At 62.1% G+C, this 15578-nt stretch carries 15 protein-coding genes and 2 tRNA genes; all 17 read right to left on the bottom strand.

All coding sequences use genetic code 11. The features are described from left to right. Positions 1–40: 40 nt before the first annotated feature. Positions 41–1429: an acetyl-CoA hydrolase/transferase family protein gene (locus tag AACH32_RS10015; RefSeq protein WP_338606635.1), complete on the bottom strand. Its 1389-nt coding sequence runs from the start codon at positions 1427–1429 to the stop codon at positions 41–43. Further along, positions 1407–1700, bottom strand: coding sequence for a hypothetical protein (locus tag AACH32_RS10010; protein ID WP_338606634.1), 294 nt, complete (start codon positions 1698–1700; stop codon positions 1407–1409). The genes AACH32_RS10015 and AACH32_RS10010 overlap by 23 nt, the downstream gene beginning before the upstream one ends. After that, positions 1700–3157, bottom strand: coding sequence for a 4-hydroxyphenylacetate 3-hydroxylase family protein (locus tag AACH32_RS10005; protein ID WP_338606633.1), 1458 nt, complete (start codon positions 3155–3157; stop codon positions 1700–1702). The genes AACH32_RS10010 and AACH32_RS10005 overlap by 1 nt, the downstream gene beginning before the upstream one ends. Before the next feature lie 418 nt (positions 3158–3575). Further along, positions 3576–5495 carry a sigma 54-interacting transcriptional regulator gene (locus tag AACH32_RS10000; RefSeq protein ID WP_338606632.1) on the bottom strand — a complete coding sequence of 640 codons (1920 nt, stop codon included), beginning with the start codon at positions 5493–5495 and terminating at the stop codon, positions 3576–3578. Between the two features lie 345 nt (positions 5496–5840). Further along, positions 5841–5916, bottom strand: a tRNA-Cys gene (locus AACH32_RS09995). Between the two features lie 181 nt (positions 5917–6097). Continuing rightward, positions 6098–6172, bottom strand: a tRNA-Gly gene (locus AACH32_RS09990). 59 nt (positions 6173–6231) lie between these two features. After that, on the bottom strand, positions 6232–6792 hold the full coding sequence (gene pgsA, locus AACH32_RS09985) for a CDP-diacylglycerol--glycerol-3-phosphate 3-phosphatidyltransferase (RefSeq protein ID WP_338606631.1): 561 nt from the start codon (positions 6790–6792) through the stop codon (positions 6232–6234). A gap of 21 nt (positions 6793–6813) precedes the next feature. After that, entirely contained in the window at positions 6814–7461 is a 648-nt protein-coding gene (gene fsa, locus AACH32_RS09980; RefSeq protein ID WP_338606630.1) for a fructose-6-phosphate aldolase, read from the bottom strand. Positions 7462–7524: 63 nt separating this feature from the next. Then, on the bottom strand, positions 7525–7815 hold the full coding sequence (locus AACH32_RS09975; RefSeq protein WP_338606629.1) for a hypothetical protein: 291 nt from the start codon (positions 7813–7815) through the stop codon (positions 7525–7527). Then, positions 7806–8318, bottom strand: coding sequence for a 2-amino-4-hydroxy-6-hydroxymethyldihydropteridine diphosphokinase (folK, locus tag AACH32_RS09970; RefSeq protein WP_338606628.1), 513 nt, complete (start codon positions 8316–8318; stop codon positions 7806–7808). Before folK ends, AACH32_RS09975 begins: the two co-directional genes overlap by 10 nt. A 4-nt stretch (positions 8319–8322) precedes the next feature. Next, the gene (locus tag AACH32_RS09965) at positions 8323–9489 is read right to left on the bottom strand and encodes an LL-diaminopimelate aminotransferase (protein ID WP_338606627.1); all 1167 of its coding nucleotides are present in this window, start codon (positions 9487–9489) and stop codon (positions 8323–8325) included. Between the two features lie 40 nt (positions 9490–9529). After that, a complete protein-coding gene (locus AACH32_RS09960) occupies positions 9530–10315 on the bottom strand; it encodes a fumarylacetoacetate hydrolase family protein (protein ID WP_338606626.1) in 786 nt (261 codons plus the stop codon). After that, complete coding sequence (dapB, locus tag AACH32_RS09955) at positions 10302–11129, bottom strand: 4-hydroxy-tetrahydrodipicolinate reductase (RefSeq protein WP_338606625.1); 828 nt, start codon at positions 11127–11129, stop codon at positions 10302–10304. The genes AACH32_RS09960 and dapB overlap by 14 nt, the downstream gene beginning before the upstream one ends. A gap of 11 nt (positions 11130–11140) precedes the next feature. After that, entirely contained in the window at positions 11141–12019 is an 879-nt protein-coding gene (gene dapA, locus AACH32_RS09950; RefSeq protein ID WP_350341545.1) for a 4-hydroxy-tetrahydrodipicolinate synthase, read from the bottom strand. Next, on the bottom strand, positions 12013–12918 hold the full coding sequence (gene dapF, locus AACH32_RS09945) for a diaminopimelate epimerase (protein WP_338606624.1): 906 nt from the start codon (positions 12916–12918) through the stop codon (positions 12013–12015). The genes dapA and dapF overlap by 7 nt, the downstream gene beginning before the upstream one ends. 46 nt (positions 12919–12964) lie before the next feature. Continuing rightward, the gene (gene lysA, locus AACH32_RS09940; RefSeq protein WP_338606623.1) at positions 12965–14224 is read right to left on the bottom strand and encodes a diaminopimelate decarboxylase; all 1260 of its coding nucleotides are present in this window, start codon (positions 14222–14224) and stop codon (positions 12965–12967) included. Positions 14225–14542: 318 nt separating this feature from the next. Continuing rightward, complete coding sequence (locus AACH32_RS09935; protein WP_338606622.1) at positions 14543–15550, bottom strand: fibronectin type III domain-containing protein; 1008 nt, start codon at positions 15548–15550, stop codon at positions 14543–14545. Positions 15551–15578 lie beyond the last annotated feature (28 nt).

Here is a 15578-nt window from a genome sequence, read left to right as displayed (position 1 = left end):
TGGGGGCCCCGGCCTGAGCATCACAGGCCGGGGCGCTCCATCATCCAAGCAACTGTTGCAGATAAGCTCCATCCATTTCGTGAGGCCAGAATGCTTTGCGCCGCTCTTCGGACATGGGCCTGAGCAGCGGGTTGTCCTTCAGGTAAATATTTTCAAACTCGCGCCGCAGGTCGGAGCGAAAATCAGGATGGGCTATGCCGATGAGGCTCTTGGCCCGCTCGGATACCGACTTGCCCCTTAAGTCGGCGACGCCATACTCGGTGACGATGTAATGCACGTCAGTGCGTAGGGTGGTTACTGAGGCCCCCTGGTCGATGGCTGGCACTATGCGGGAGATGGCCCCCCTGGCCGCGGTGGAGTGGAAGGCCAGGATGGAACGGCCGCCCCGGGACCAGCTGGCGCCGCGCACGAAGTCGGCCTGCCCCCCCGGCCCGCTGTATTGGCGGAAGCCTATGCTGTCGGAAACGACCTGCCCGGCAAAATCCACCTGCAGGGCGGAGTTCACCGATACCATGTTGTCGTTCTGGGCCACTACCCGGGGGTCGTTGGTGTAGTCCACCGAGAACATGGCCACCATGGGGTTGTTGTGCAGGAACTTGTAGAGCTTTTCGGTGCCCATGAAAAAGGTGGCCACCATCTTGTTCTTGTGCAGGTTCTTGCGGGCGCAGGTAACGTTGCCCGAATTCACCAGATCCACCACGCCGTCGGAGAACATCTCGGTGTGGATACCTAGATCCTTCTTGTCTCTCAAGAAACCCAAGATGGAGTCGGGCACCGCCCCGATGCCCAGTTGCAGGCAGTCGCCGTCGCGGATCAAGTCGGCGCAGTTGCCTCCGATGGCTTCGTCGGTGGGGGTTATCTTGGCTTGGGGCAGAGAAATCAGCTCCGCGTCCGTGGCCACGATGCAGTCAATATCCTTGATGTGAATGAAGGAGTCCCCCAAGGTGCGGGGCATGTGGTGGCTGATCTCGGCGATGACCAGGCGCGAACTCTCCGCCGCCGGCTTGGTGTAGTCCACCGACACCCCGAAGGAGCAGTAGCCATGCTCGTCGGGCGGGGAAAGCATGCACAGGGTCACGTCCACCGGCAAGATGCCCTGGGTGAACAAATTTGGAATCTGGCTGAAGTGGCAGGGGGTGAAAACCCCCCAGCCGCCGCCCACCGCCTGGCGGGTGGTACCGCCCACGAACAGCGAGTTATGGAAAAAGTGCGGGCTGTTTTCAATCTCGCAATAGTCGGCCTTGCCCATGGAGACCATGTGGACCAACTCTACGTTGTGATAGCGCTCCTTGTTGTCCACCATCGCTCGAAGCAAGGTCTCCGGCGAGCCGCAGGCATGGCCCACCACCACCCGGTCCCCCGAGGAGATCCGGCTGACCGCTTCATCGGCATCGACCAGTTTGTCCCTATATACCTCTTGCCAATCCATTCTTGGCTCCTTTGGCGACTGCGCGCAGTCTCTTTATTGCTTGGTCGAACTCATCCTCTCCATGGACCAAGATCAGCTCGCGGCCCAAAAGGGGCTGGGTATCGGCGCAGGCGTTTTTGCATCCCATGACCACCAGAACGCGCTCCGCTCTTGGATCCTCGTGCGAGACCAGTTCGACCAATCCGTCCAGTACTTGGGCCAGGCGGTAGACTTGCTCGCTCCGGTCGTAGTCGGGCGAACAGCCGCCGCAAAACTTCAGGCCCAAAAACACTACGCCTGCTCCTCCTCGATGCCGGCCAGCTTCTTGGCCACCTTCTGCTTTTGGGCCATGTTCACCTGGCGGGCGATCATGATGCGCTGGGCCTGGGGAGAGCCCGCGCCGTGCATGGACTCGGTTAGGTAGCCGACCGCGGCGGTGCCCAGGGTGAGGTTTTCGATAAGTCGCAGGATGCGCATGCGGTTTTCGGTGGAGACCTCGGGGTTGGCCTTGAAGTACTTGTTCACCCACTTGCCAACTTCGGGCGAGCGCAGGTCGGCCTCCGAAGGCATGGTCACCATAAGGCCGCCGGCGATGTCCTGGGCCAGGCGGGCGATCTCATAGGGGAAGCGGGTCACGTTCTGCTTGCATACGTTGGCCAACAGGGTGTCCACTAGATAGGTCCCGCTGGGCTCCTTGCCGCCCTGGGCCGCGCAGGCTACGGAACCGCAGAACAAGGTCTCGTTGAGATGGTTCATCTCGATGAGCTTGTCCTTGACGTGCGAAGCCTTGGCCACGCCGTTGTATTGGGCCGCAGTTTGGGCCGCGCCGATCAACACGTCGCCCACGCCCGCCTTGCAGGCGTAGCTTTGGCGGTGGTAAGAAGCGAAATGCTCCACCAGGCGCCCGGCGAACTCCCACTCCTTGAACATGAACACCCGGTCCCAGGGCACGAACACGTTGTCGAAAACCACGAGGGACTCGTGGCCGCCGTAAATCCCGTTGCCCCGGTCCATGGTGCCCTCTTCCAGCTTGCGGGTGTCGCAGCTTTGGCGGCCCATGATGTAGGTGATGCCCTCGGCATCGGCGGGCAGGGCAAAGGATATGGCCCAGTCCTTGTCTTCCTCGCGCATGCTGATGGTGGGCATGATGATGATTTCGTGAGAGTTAACGGCGCCGGTTTGGTGGGCCTTGGCCCCGCTCACCACTATGCCGTCGTCGCGCTCTTCCACCACATGCATGAAGGCGTCGGGGTCCGGCTGCTTGCTGGGGGGCAGGGAGCGGTCGCCCTTGGGGTCGGTCATGGCCCCGTCGCAGGTGAAGTCGTTTTCCTGCACATATTGCAGATAGGTCAGAAATCTCTTGTTGTATTCCGTGCCGAATTTTTGGTCGATGTCATAAGTGACGATGGACAGGGCGTTGACGGCGTCCATACCAACGCAGCGCTGGAAGCAGCAGCCGGTCAGGGAACCCAGCAGACGGCCCATCTTGGTCTTTTTCACCAAGTCGTCGGTGCTTTGGTGAATATGGGTGAACCGGTTGATCTTTTCGCCGCTCAGGTGGGAAGTGGCGGTCATCAAGTCTTCGTACTGTGGATCTTGAGCCAGGTCGTAGGTCAGCTTAACTGCTTCCATCGAGGGGCGGATGATAGGGTTGTCGACGACGTTCTCTACTCTTTCGCCGAACATGTACACTTTTAAATTGAGCTTGCGCAGGCTGTCTTCGTACTGTTGGCCGGTCATCATTGGCATCTCTCAACCCTCCTGTTGCCGCGTGATATTCGGAAACCGAGATACATACTCCCTGTAACCGAAAGGATGATTTGCTGTGGCCCCAGGCCATCCACCATGGGTGGGGCCGTCGGCGTTACAAAAAGCAACAAGGATGCCAATATGTGAAACCGTTGCGATTTGGCGGGAAAACAGAGAGGCAATCTGTAGGCTAAGTAACTTTTAATCGTGACTTTATGCTAGGTGCGGTGTTTTGGAATTCGTTTGTGGGCTGTCCGTGAGAAAAGGCTCGAAGACCTAGTGCACAACGGTGACAAACAATGCATTTTTGCCTTTTTGAACAAGCCGTGGAAGGATAACAGCTTGACAATTCTAGGTTAGTGCGCGAACCAATGCGCTACTGCATTAATGCGTTTACGCATTGGACACATAATTTTTTCTACTTGGCTTTGAGACGAATCCCCAGGCGTTTCATCTTGCGGACAATAGTCGACTGGTTCACCCCCAGAGCCTGGGCGGCCTTGTAGGTGCTTTTGTGGATGCGCAGGGCGCTGGTCAGGATCTGCTTTTCAAGCGCTTCCAGGGTGGCCTTCAACGACCCCTCCAATACTTCGGGGTCCTTGCTGGGCTCTTCGGCGGCCTTTTTAAGGTAGTCGGGCATGTCCGCCCAGCCGATCACTTCACCCTGGGTGGTTACCACCATGCGCTCGATGGTATTCATCAACTCGCGAACGTTGCCCGGCCAATCGTAGTCGTAAAGGGCCTGCAACACTTTGGGGTCCACCTGCTTGCTGAATCCATAGCGTCGGTTGAACTGGTCGAGGAAATGATAGACCAGCTTGGGAATGCCATCCTTGCGGCGGCGCAGAGGCGGGATTACCACGGGCACCACGTTTAGGCGGAAGAAAAGGTCCTGGCGGTAGCGTCCCCTGCGCACCATGTCCTGGAGGTCGCGGTTGGTGGCGGCGACGATGCGCACGTCCACCGGCATGGCCACGCTGCTGCCCACCCGGATCACTTCCTTGGCCTGCAGGACCCTCAACAGCTTGGCCTGCAATCCCAAGGGCAGCTCACCGATCTCATCCAGGAAAATGGTGCCACCCTTGGCCGCCTCGAAAATGCCCACCTTGCCCTGTTTGCTGGCCCCGGTGAAAGCCGCGGCCTGATAACCGAACAACTCGGACTCCAAAAGCTGCGCCGGAATGGCCGCGCAGCTTATCTTGACCAAGGGGCCGTCACACCTTTGAGAGTTGCGGTGAATGATGTCGGCGAACACCTCCTTGCCCACTCCGGATTCGCCTTGCACCAAGACGGTGGTGTCCACGTTGGCCAAACGCAGAGCCAACTCGTAGACCTCCCGCATTCTGCCCGACTGCACCACTATGTCGTTTTCTTCCTCGGTGTTGCGGCGCAGAAGCTCCAGCTCACTCTCATACTTGGTGCGCAGCTTTTCTTCGCGCTCCAGTTTGACTTGCAGGTTGTACAACTCGGTGACGTCGCGTACGCTGGTGACCACCAACGACACCTTGCCGGGCGTATCACAGATGGGAGTGCCGGTGACCATCACCGTCTTGCCGGTGCGTATGGTCTGCATTAGCGACTCGGCCCGCTGGGTCTCCAGCACCCGCAGGGTGACCGATTCGTTGTAAAAGCCCTCCTCCACCAAATCGTGCATGTTGCGATCGAGTAGTTCTTCCCGCCGCAGTCCGGTGATGCGCTCGTAGGCCTTGTTTACCCTTAGAGTGCGTCCCTGACCGTCCGTTACATAGATGCCGTCAAAAGAAGATTCGATTATTGCGTTAAGTTCGTTGGTTAGGTCTTTGGTGCGTTCCATCTTATCCGCAATTGCGGCCAGCTCGGAGATGTCTTGCAAAATGGCCAGTGCGCCGATGACCCTTTCGCCGTCTTTTATGGGCGTGCGGTTGGAAATGTAGGTGCGCCCACCTATGACGATCTGGCGTACCGTCTCACGCTGTCCGGTAATGATGATGCGCGGCAAGCGGGTGTTGGCCACGTAATTCTCCACCCGTTGCCCTGTGAGATACTCAACCGTGGTGTTAGCCACCGCCGCCATGGCGGGATTGCAGAAAATAATCGTGCCCGCGCTGTCCACGGCCAACACCGGGTTGTAAATGGAATTGAGGACGTCGAAGAGCAGCCGCTCCATGGGCCAAGCGGCCAAACCGGGCGTGGGGTCTTTGCTGGCGGCGTTCTCTTGTGTAAGGCCGTGAAATTCCCCGACCGGGCCGGCCCAGTTTCTAGCCGGCGCATGCATGGCGGCGCCAGCTGCCACCGCCTCGGCCAGATTGTGATGGACGAACACACCCACCGCCCTGCCCTTGCCGTCGTGAAGGCACAAGGCAGCAACGCCTTTATGGGACAAATAAGATGCGCTTTGGCCCAATGTGATGTCTTGGCTAACAGCCTTGAGCAAAGCACCGGGCTGCTGGGGGATTATCATGGTCTTCGTCCGCTGATTCCTTACCCGGCAGGCCGAACGCCAATAGCCTCGAACCCGTCCCCTTCCGGGTCATCGTTGCGCTCTCACTATAGCTGGCCGGGACCGCCCAGGGCAAGGACTCACTTGGGGCGGCATCTGGGACCTAGGTCGAACTCCCCGAAACTCCCAGAAGGCGGGACGCGGTTAACAGGACGGTTGGACACACAAAAGGGGCTGGCCAATAAGGCCAGCCCCTAATTTTTTTGGAGGCGGCGACCGGATTTGAACCGGTGAATAACGGATTTGCAGTCCGCTGCCTTAGCCACTTGGCTACGCCGCCTTATGTACGATTATTCCGTGACTACGGCCTGTTATAAGCCCAGCACGACCGGCCCAAATAATATCGGCCCCTTGGGGGGGTGTCAAGCAGTTTCGGGCCACGGGCAGCGCTCCCTTGTGTGTCGGAGCGCTTTTGCCAACAAAAAACCGGCCCCCCGAAGGAGGCCGGCGTTGCTTTTGGGTGGAGCGGGAGACGGGAATTGAACCCGCGACTTCAACCTTGGCAAGGTTGCACTCTACCTCTGAGTTACTCCCGCATCGGCAACCGAATATTACAGTATCCGCCCGTTATGTCAAGGCGAAATCTGAACAGAAACTAGCTTTGCCCAATGTAAAGGCGATTGAAACGCACAAAATACCTGAGCCCGGAAACAAAGCTGACCAGGGTGGCCAGCCACAGGGCGATGGTGCCCCAATACTGCACGTCGAACGATCCGATGGGCTCGGGCATGATGAGCAGCAGCACCGCCAGCATCTGCAAGGCGGTCTTGGCCTTGCCCCAACGATCGCTGGGCACGGCCAGCCCTTGGGTGGCGGCCAAGGCCCTGAGGCCGGTCACCGCCACCTCGCGGCAGATGATCACCACCGCGGCCCAGGCCTGTGCCCTTCCCATGGCCACCAGCACCACCAATATGGAGGCGATCAACAGCTTGTCGGCCAATGGGTCCAGGAACTGGCCCAGCACGGTCACCTTTTTCATGCGCCGCGCCAACAAGCCGTCGGCCAGGTCGCTGAGCCCGGCCACGAAGAACAGGATGGCGGCCACCCAGTGCCACCCGGCATCGGGCAGATAGAGCATACCCATAAGCAGGGGTATGGAGCCCACCCGCAGCAGGGTTATTAAGTTGGGCAGGTTGAACACCTGCTCTTTCTTCATGGGGCCCACGGAGCGCCGTTCCTATCCCTTGTTGGCTTTTTCCCAGTCGGCCAAAAAGGCGGCCAGGCCCTTGTCGGTCAGGGGATGCTTGAGCAGTTGGCCGATGACCTTGAAGGGAATGGTGCACACGTCGGCGCCCATCAGGGCGGCGTTTACCACGTGCATGGGGTTGCGGATGCTGGCCACCAGCACCTCGGTGTCGTAGCCGTAGTTGCCGTAGATGTCCACCACCTGCTGGATCAGATCCATGCCGTCGCTGCCGATGTCATCCAGGCGGCCCACGAAGGGGCTGATGTAGGAGGCGCCGGCCTTGGCGGCCAGCAGGGCCTGCAAGGGGCTGAAGCACAGGGTCACGTTGACCTTGATGCCCTCCTGGCTGAGGCTCTTGATGGCCTTCAGGCCCTCTTGGATGATGGGCACCTTGACCACCACGTTGTCGCCCCAGGCGGCGTACTTCTTGCCCTCGGCCACCATGGTGGCGTGGTCGGTGCCCACTACTTCCACGCTAACGTCGCCGGGCACCACCTGCAGGATGTCCTTGATGCAGGCCTCAAAGGGCTTGCCGGTCTTGGCCACCAGGGAGGGATTGGTGGTAACCCCGTCCAGGATGCCCAGGCTCATGGCCTCCTTGATTTCGGCCAGGTCGGCGGTGTCGATAAAAATTTTCATCAGACTCTCCTAGTTATGCCCCTCAAACCAAACCGGCGGCCAGGCCGCCGGGTCATTATCTTGTCAGGCCTTCTTGGCCTTGGGCGACTGCCCGGACTTGTAGGCGTCCCGGCATTCGCGGCTGCAAAAAAATTGCTCCTTGCCGTCGATCCAGGCGCTATAGGCCTCGTGCTTGGGCAAGTAGGTGCCGCACTGAGGATCCTGGACCATCACGTCCATCACCTCGCCCGGCGCGGCATCACGCCGCACTCGCCGGGGTTCGGCGTCCTTGGCCATGAACCGTTTTATCGCCTTGATACCCATCCACACCAAAAGGATGACTACGGCTATTTGGACCAGGCGAACTATTCCCATCGAATCCGTTTCGCTTCCTGGCGGGCCTTTTCCTCGGCGGGCAAGCGATCCCAAAGCTCCCCGGCGGTCATCTCCCAGCGGGGCAGGACCAAGTCCGGGGCGATCTCCATCAGCGGCGCCAAAACAAACACCCGCTGGTTCAGGCGGGGATGGGGAACTTGCAAGCCCGGTAGATCCAATGTCTCCCGCCCGAAAAGCAGCAGATCCAAATCCAGGGTGCGCGGCCCCCAGCGCTCCACGCGCTCTCGCCCCCTGGCCTGTTCCAAGGCCTGCAAACCGGCCAACAGCTCCAGGGGCGCTCCTTCATATTTACCACGGGCCACGGCGTTGTAAAAGTCGGCCTGGTCGGTTTTGCCCACCGGCGCGGTCAGATACAGGGAACTGAGCGCCAGGGGGCGGTATCCCGGCAGGACGGCCAGGCCCTCCAAGGCAAAGCGCAAGTTGGCCCGGCAGTCGCCCAGGTTGCAGCCCAGGCCGATGAACACCTCCCGGCCTTGGGGCACGCCGCTAAAGCTCCAGCTTTTTCATGCGCTCCAGGGCCTCGGCCATGCGCGTCTTGTCCACGGTGAGGGCGAAGCGCACGTAGCTCTCCCCCGGGGCGCCGAAGCCGTTGCCCGGGGTGGTGACGATGCCGCACTCAGACAGCAGGCGCTTGGTGAAATCGGCGCTTTTCATTCCCTTGGGCGTGGCGCACCACACGTAGAAGGTGGCCTTGGGCTTTTCCACTTCCAGGCCCAGGCCCTGCAGGCCCTCCACCAGCACGTCGCGGCGCTTGGTGTACAGGGCACGCATGTCGTCCAGGCTGGACTGGTCGCCCTCCAGGGCCTCGATGCCCGCTATCTGCACCGCGTCAAAAGCGCCGGAATCGATCTGGCTCTTCACCTGGCCCAGGCCGCCCACCAACTCGGCGTTGCCCACGGCGAAGCCCAGGCGCCAGCCGGTCATGTTGTAGGTCTTGGACAGGCTGTGGAACTCGATGCCCACCTCCATGGCCCCGGGGGTCTGCATGAAGCTCAGCGGCTTATATCCGTCAAAGGCCATCTCGGTGTAGGCCGCGTCGGAGACCACGATGATGCTATTGGCCAGGGCGAATTCCACCAGGCGCTGGTAGAAGTCGGCGTCGGCCACCGCGGCCGTGGGGTTGTTGGGGTAGTTGACCACCATGATCTTGGCCGCCTTGGCCGTGGCCGGGTCGATGGCCGCCAGGTCGGGCAAGAAGCCGTTATCCTTGGTCAGCGGCATCTCCACCGGTACGCCCCCGGCCATGATGGTGGAGCTGTTGTACACCGGATAGGCCGGGCTGGGCACCAACACCACGTCGCCAGGATTGACGAAGGCCAGGGGGAAATGGGCCAGGCCTTCCTTGGAGCCGATCAAGGTGATGACTTCCTTTTCCGGCACCAGGTCCACGTCGAAACGGCGCTTGTACCAGGCCGCGGCGCTGGCCCGGAAGCGGTTCATGCCCGAGTAGGCGGGGTACTTGTGGGTGGAGGGGTCCGCCGCCGCCTCGTTCAGGCGCTTGATGACGTTGGCCGGGGTGGGCTGGTCCGGGTCGCCCACTCCCAGGTCGATGATGTCCACGCCTTGGGAGCGGACTTCGTCGCGCAGGCGGTCGATCTCCTTGAAGAGATAGGGCGGCAGTTTTTGTAGGCGCTGGGCGCGAATAATCTCCATGGTCGTTTCCTGTTCTTCTCGCTCTTATCTTTAACTGTGCTTAAACCACGGGGTTGCTTAACACGCCCACGCCCTGAATCTCTATGGCTACCACATCGCCCGCCTGGAGAGGAGTGATCCCCGAGGGGGTCCCGGTGGCGATCACGTCGCCGGGATTGAGGGTCATCACCTGAGAGATGAAAGAGACCAGTTGATAGACGTCGAAAATCATGTCCGAGGTATTGGTGTCCTGCCGGGTCTCGCCATTGACCACGGCCTTGACCTGCACCCGCCGCGGGTCCAGATCCAGGGCGATCACCGGGCCCAGGGGACAGAAGGTGTCAAAGCCCTTGGCCCTGGTGTACTGGCCGTCGCGGGCCTGCAGGTCGCGGGCGGTCACGTCGTTGAGGCAGGTATAGCCCAGGATGTACTCAGGGGCCTGCTCCGGGGAAACCAAACGGCAGGAGCGGCCGATCACCACCCCCAACTCGCTCTCGTGGTCCACCCGTTCGCTTATGGCCGGGCGCACGATCTTCTCGCCCGGCCCGATCACCGAGGTGGAGGGTTTCATAAAGATCATGGGCTCGGCGGGCAGGGCCTTGTTCACTTCCTTGGCGTGGGCCTTGTAGTTGAGCCCCACGGCCACCACCTTGGAGGGGCGGCAGGGAGCCAACAGGCGCACCTCGTTCAGGGGTGCGCTTTCCTTTCCCGGCACCCCGCCGGAAAACGGCGACCCCTGGTAGAGGCGCAACCGGCCGCCGGACACCAGGCCATAGCGCACCTTGCCCTGATAGCTGAAACGAACGATACCCCGCTTGCAGCCCAGCAGATCTTTATTCTTGCTCACTCTTGCCAGCCTCCCTCAGCCCCAGGACGTCCTGCATGTCATAGAGCCCCGGCTCCTTGTTCACCACCCACAGGGCGGCGCGCACCGCGCCCTGGGCAAAGGTGTCGCGGTTGTGGGCCCGATGGGTCAGCTCAAGGCGCTCGCCGTTGGCGATGAAATACACCGTGTGCTCGCCCACGATGTCGCCGCCGCGGATGACGCTTACCCCCAGCTCGTTGGCGGTGCGGGCCCCGGTCATGCCCACCCGGCCGTGGCGGCATACCTCATCGTAATTCCAACCCCGCACCCGGCACAATTCCTCGATGAGGCGCACCGCGGTGCCGCTGGGGGCGTCCTTTTTCTGGTCGTGGTGCGCTTCCAACACCTCCAGGGCGTAGTCCGGTCCCAGCACCTGGGCCATCTGGGCCACCAGCTTGAACATGAGGTTCATGCCCACGCTCATGTTGGGGGCGAACACCACGGGCACCTTTTTGGCCTGGGCGACGAGGGTCTTTTTCTGGGCCTCGTTCAGGCCGGTGGTGCCGATCACCGCCGCCTTGCCCAGGGTGGCGCAAAGCTTGAGGTTCTTTATGCTGGAGGCCGGGGAGGTGAAGTCGATGAGCACCTGGGCCTCGGCCAGGGCCTCGGCGGGGTCGTCGCCCACCACGCCCTCGGCCCCGGACAGGCCCACCACACCGGCCAGCGACTTGCCCACGGTGGGATTGCCGGGGGCCTCGAAGGCCCCCGCCAACTCGGCGCCTTGGCGGTTGTAAACGGCGCGGGCGATGTGCCCGCCCATGCGACCGGCCGCCCCGGCCACGGTGATCTTGACCATACGGCCCTCCCCTACTTGAGTCCGTAAGCGGCCAGAGCCTGCTTCAGGCGCTCCAGGTTGGCCGGAGCCATGTCGCACAGGGGCAGCCGCAGGGAAGCGTTGGGAATGCGGCCCAGCAGGCCCATGGCCACCTTCACCGGAATGGGGTTGGTCTCCAGGAACATGGCCTTGCACAGGGGCAGCACTTTGTAGAATATCTCGCGGGCCCCTTCGACGTCGCCGGCGAACCAGCGGCGGCACAGTTCGGACATCTCCGAGGGGATGAGGTTGTTCACCACCGAGATGACCCCCTTGCCGCCGATGGACAACAAGGGCAGCACCATGTTGTCGTCGCCGGACAACAGGTCCATCTTGTCGCCGCACAGGTGGTAGATTTCGGCCATCTGGCTTATGTTGCCGCTGGCCTCCTTGCAGGCGATCACCTCGTCCAGCTGGGCCAGGCGGGCCATGGTGGCCGGCTCGATGTTCACCCCCGTGCGCCCGGCGATGTTGTAGGGCACCAAGGGAAACGCGGCCTCCTTGGCGATGGCCGCGAAGTGCTGGTAGAGGCCCTCCTGGGTGGGCTTGTTGTAATAGGGGCTCACCAGCAGGGCGGCGTCGGCACCCACCTGCTTGGCGTGCTTGGTCAGGGCGATGGCCTCGGCGGTGCTGTTGCTGCCCGCCCCGGCCACCACCGGCACCCGCTTGTTCACCTGCTCCACCGTGATTTCGATGACCCGGCGGTGCTCCTCGTGGCTGAGGGTGGGTGATTCACCGGTGGTGCCGCAGGGCACGATGCCGTCCGTGCCGCTTTCAATATGCCATTCGATCAGCCTGCGCAGGCTCTCTTCATCCACTTGGCCTTCCGCGGTAAACGGAGTGACCAAAGCTACCATGGCTCCCTTTAACATGGAGAATCCTCCTGAGTATGTAACCAAGCCAGGGCTTCGGCGTTGAGCTTGCCGGAGTAGACGTAATGCGCCGCCCCCTCCAGGAATACCGGGCCGAAGTCCTCGCCCTGCTTATCAAAGTGAACTTTCAATTCCTCGCCGCTGCGAACCTTGACCCTAACCGGCGATTTCAGGCCCATGGCCGGGCCCAGCATCAAGGCGGAAGCCACCGCGCCGGTACCACAAGCCAGGGTCTCGTCCTCCACTCCTCTTTCGTAAGTGCGAACCACCAACTCGCCGTCCTTGGCGCAGGCGAAGTTCACATTGGTCCCGGCCGGGGCGAAGTGGGGGGCAAAGCGCACCTTGCGGCCCACCGGCACCACGGGTGCCGCCTCGATATCCTCCACCGCGATCACCGCGTGGGGCACCCCGGTGTTAACGCCGTCCATCTTCACCATCCCGCCGTCCACCTCAAGCTCCACCCCCTGGTAGGCCCCAAAGGGATGGATCATCTCCAGCTTTACGCCCGAATCCAAAATCCAGGCGCGTATGGGGCCGGCGGTGGTGTCGAACACCATCTCCTCGCCGGCCAGGCCCACGTCGTGGGCATAACGGGCGGCGCAGCGCCCGCCGTTGCCGCACATCTCGGCCGCCGAGCCGTCGGCGTTGAAGAAATGCCAGCGCCAATCCACGGTGCCCCGCACAGGGTCCACCCGGTTGCTGGGCTCCAGAAAGATCATGCCGTCGGCCCCCACCGAACGCCGACGTTGGCAAAGCCCCAGGGCCAGATCGGACATCAACTCCCGGGTCACCCCGGCTTTGCGGTTGTCCACCAGAATGAAGTCGTTGCCCGTGCCGGTCATCTTGACCAGATCGATCCCCGCCAAGGCCTCCAGACGCTTTATTTGTGCCGAATCCATGGTGTTCCTATCTGAATAAATAAGTTAAGGGCCCCCGTCGGGGCCCCTAGTCCATCCACTCGGGCAGGCTTTCGCCGCGCATGAGTTCCTCGGTAGTCTCACGGCGGCGCACCACCGACCACCGGTCCCCGCTGACCATGACCTCGGCCACCCGGGGGCGGGAGTTGTAGGTGCTGGCCATGGAAAAACCGTAGGCCCCGGCGCTCATCACCGCCATCAATTCGCCTCGGCCCATGTCGGGCAGCTGGCGATCCCGGGCCAAAAAGTCGCCGGTCTCGCAGATGGGCCCCACCACGTCACTGACCACTTGGGGGCGCTCCGGGTCTTCGGTCACCGGCCAGATGGCCTGGAACGAGTCGTACATGGCCGGGCGCACCAGGTCGTTCATGCCCGCGTCCACGATGATGAAGTGCTTGGCGGGGGTGTCCTTGGTGAACAGCACCTGGCACAACATTATGCCCGCGTTGCCCACGATGACCCGCCCCGGCTCCAACACCAGCTTCAGGCCCAGGCGTCCCGCCTGCTCCTTGAGGGCCGCCGCGTACTGGGCCGGGCTGGGGGGTTCTTCCTGGTCATAGGAGATGCCCAGGCCGCCGCCCAGGTCCAACAGCTCCAGCTCAATGCCCGCGCCGCGCAGCCGGCCGATGAGCACCCCCACCCGCTCCAGGGCGTCGGCAAAGGGCTCCACCTTGGTCAACTGGCTGCCGATGTGGCAGGAGACGCCCTTGAGCTCCACGTTGGGCAGCTTGGCCGCGTCCTGGTACTGCTTGAAGGCCAGCTCTATGTCCAGGCCGAACTTGTTCTTGGACAGGCCGGTGGTGATCTTGGGGTGGGTCTGGGCATCCACGTCGGGGTTCACCCTGAGGCTCACCGGGGCCTTCTTGCCCAGGCGCCCGGCCACCTGGTCGAGCACCGCGAGCTCCTGGGCGCTCTCCACGTTGAACATGAGGATGCCCGCGTCCAAGGCGGCGGCCATCTCGGCCTCGCTCTTGCCCACCCCGGAGTAAACAATGCGCTCGGCGGGCACGCCCGCGGCCATGCTGCGATAAAGCTCGCCGCCGCTCACGATGTCCGCTCCGGCGCCCAAGTGGGCCATGGTGGCCACCACCGCCTGAGAGCTGTTGGCCTTCACCGCGAAGCACACCAGGTGCTCCAGGCCCTCGAAGGCCTGGTCAAAGGCCTTGAAGTGCCGCTCCAGGGTGGCCTGGGAATACACGTAGACCGGGGTGCCCACCTCTTGGGCGATCTGGCTCAGAGGCACGTCCTCGGCGTAGAGCTCGCCATTCTTGTAGCTAAAATGATGCATAGTCTAACAGCCGCACAATGCTGGTGTTGTTGGTCAAGGGGCCGCCGTCTTGTATGGGATCAGGGCCGGGAAGGCCCAGGCTCAGTCGCGGCGCGGCGGGCGCCCGTTTTCCGGCAACCGAAAGCATGAGGCCTTTTTTCGCCGGCCCCCGGCTTTAGGTTTCATTTTATTCCGGTTCGGTGCCATGCTTCTACCGCCGCTTTCAGATCTGGGCCGCGCCCCGAGAGACGGGGTCGCGGCGCGACCATCGTATACAGATGGTCAATATTCATAAATATGCTTAAAGTTTTGCTTTTGTCAAGCCCAACCCCACCTGGACTAGGGAAGATGGACTATATCCATCTCCTCGCTGAACTGGCTGAGGTTGCCGGCTTCGTCCTGGGCCTGCACCCGGTAGTAATAAGTCTTCTCAGGCTTCACGCCCTTGTCGATGTAAACGTTCTCCACCAGCAAGGAAGCGTTGAGCTTGCTCCACTGCCCGCCCTTGGTCTTGCGATAGACGTTGTATCCGGCCACGTCGACGTCCGGGCTGGGGGTGAAGCGCAGGTAGATGCCCTCTGCGGTGCTGGCTCCGGCCAGATCGCTGGGCGGCGCCGGCGGCTGCATGTCCTTGGGCGCGGCCTTGACCCACTGGCTGCCCTGGCCGGGCAGGTTGTGGTCGCGGTAGGCGCGGGTGGCGAAGACCTGGTAGGAGTAGTCCTTGCCGTTGTTGACGGTCTGGTCCTTGAGCATGGGCACGGTCAAGGGGCGCTCGTTGAGCTGCTTGGTGCCGTCGGGGCCCTTGCGCACCACGATATAGCCGGAGATGTCGGTGAGGGTCTTGCCATTGACCGAGGCCCGGACCGCGTCCCAGGCCAGAATGACCTCTTGATCCCCGGAGGTGGCCTTCAGGTTGAGAGGCGCGCCGGCCGGCACCAGGCGGGGCATGCGCGCCAGGTGTGAAGGCTTGCTCTCCCGGCCCGCGCCGTCGGTGAGCACCACCTGGTACACCGCTTCCATGTTCATGGGAGCGGCGGTGTCCAGATATGAGAAGCGGCCGCCCTCCATGGGGTCCACCTTGCTTTTGCCCTTGGCCAAGGTGAAGTCATAGAACTTGCGCAAGCGCGGCGGGCACGGCGGGCAGGCCGGGTCGCCGGTCAGGGGCAGATAGCCATAGTAGATTTTTATGTCCTCGATGGCCCGCGAGGCGTCCTTGGCGGAAGGCACGTTGAAGCTGATGAGCATGCCCTCGGCGGTGGACTTGAGCGCCACGCTAGAGGGAGGAGCGGGCACCAGGAGCGAGGAGGGAATGGGGTTGGACTTCACCCCGCAGGCAACGGCAAACATCGCCGCCGAAATAACCAATACTAGCGCT

Source organism: Desulfoferula mesophila, assembly GCF_037076455.1.
GTDB classification, from domain to species: domain Bacteria; phylum Desulfobacterota; class Desulfarculia; order Desulfarculales; family Desulfarculaceae; genus Desulfoferula; species Desulfoferula mesophila.
This window is presented reverse-complemented; position numbering and strand designations above follow the sequence as displayed.

Excerpts from the sequence above, each read along its gene's own strand:
- AACH32_RS09935 (WP_338606622.1), bottom strand. The coding sequence starts at position 15,550 with ATGTTTGCCGTTGCCTGCGGGGTGAAGTCCAACCCCATTCCCTCCTCG.
- AACH32_RS10005 (WP_338606633.1), bottom strand. The coding sequence starts at position 3,157 with ATGCCAATGATGACCGGCCAACAGTACGAAGACAGCCTGCGCAAGCTC.
- dapF (WP_338606624.1), bottom strand. The coding sequence starts at position 12,918 with ATGGATTCGGCACAAATAAAGCGTCTGGAGGCCTTGGCGGGGATCGAT.
- lysA (WP_338606623.1), bottom strand. The coding sequence starts at position 14,224 with ATGCATCATTTTAGCTACAAGAATGGCGAGCTCTACGCCGAGGACGTG.
- AACH32_RS09975 (WP_338606629.1), bottom strand. The coding sequence starts at position 7,815 with ATGGGAATAGTTCGCCTGGTCCAAATAGCCGTAGTCATCCTTTTGGTG.
- fsa (WP_338606630.1), bottom strand. The coding sequence starts at position 7,461 with ATGAAAATTTTTATCGACACCGCCGACCTGGCCGAAATCAAGGAGGCC.
- pgsA (WP_338606631.1), bottom strand. The coding sequence starts at position 6,792 with ATGAAGAAAGAGCAGGTGTTCAACCTGCCCAACTTAATAACCCTGCTG.
- dapB (WP_338606625.1), bottom strand. The coding sequence starts at position 11,129 with ATGGTCAAGATCACCGTGGCCGGGGCGGCCGGTCGCATGGGCGGGCAC.
- AACH32_RS09965 (WP_338606627.1), bottom strand. The coding sequence starts at position 9,489 with ATGGAGATTATTCGCGCCCAGCGCCTACAAAAACTGCCGCCCTATCTC.
- AACH32_RS10015 (WP_338606635.1), bottom strand. The coding sequence starts at position 1,429 with ATGGATTGGCAAGAGGTATATAGGGACAAACTGGTCGATGCCGATGAA.
- dapA (WP_350341545.1), bottom strand. The coding sequence starts at position 12,019 with ATGTTAAAGGGAGCCATGGTAGCTTTGGTCACTCCGTTTACCGCGGAA.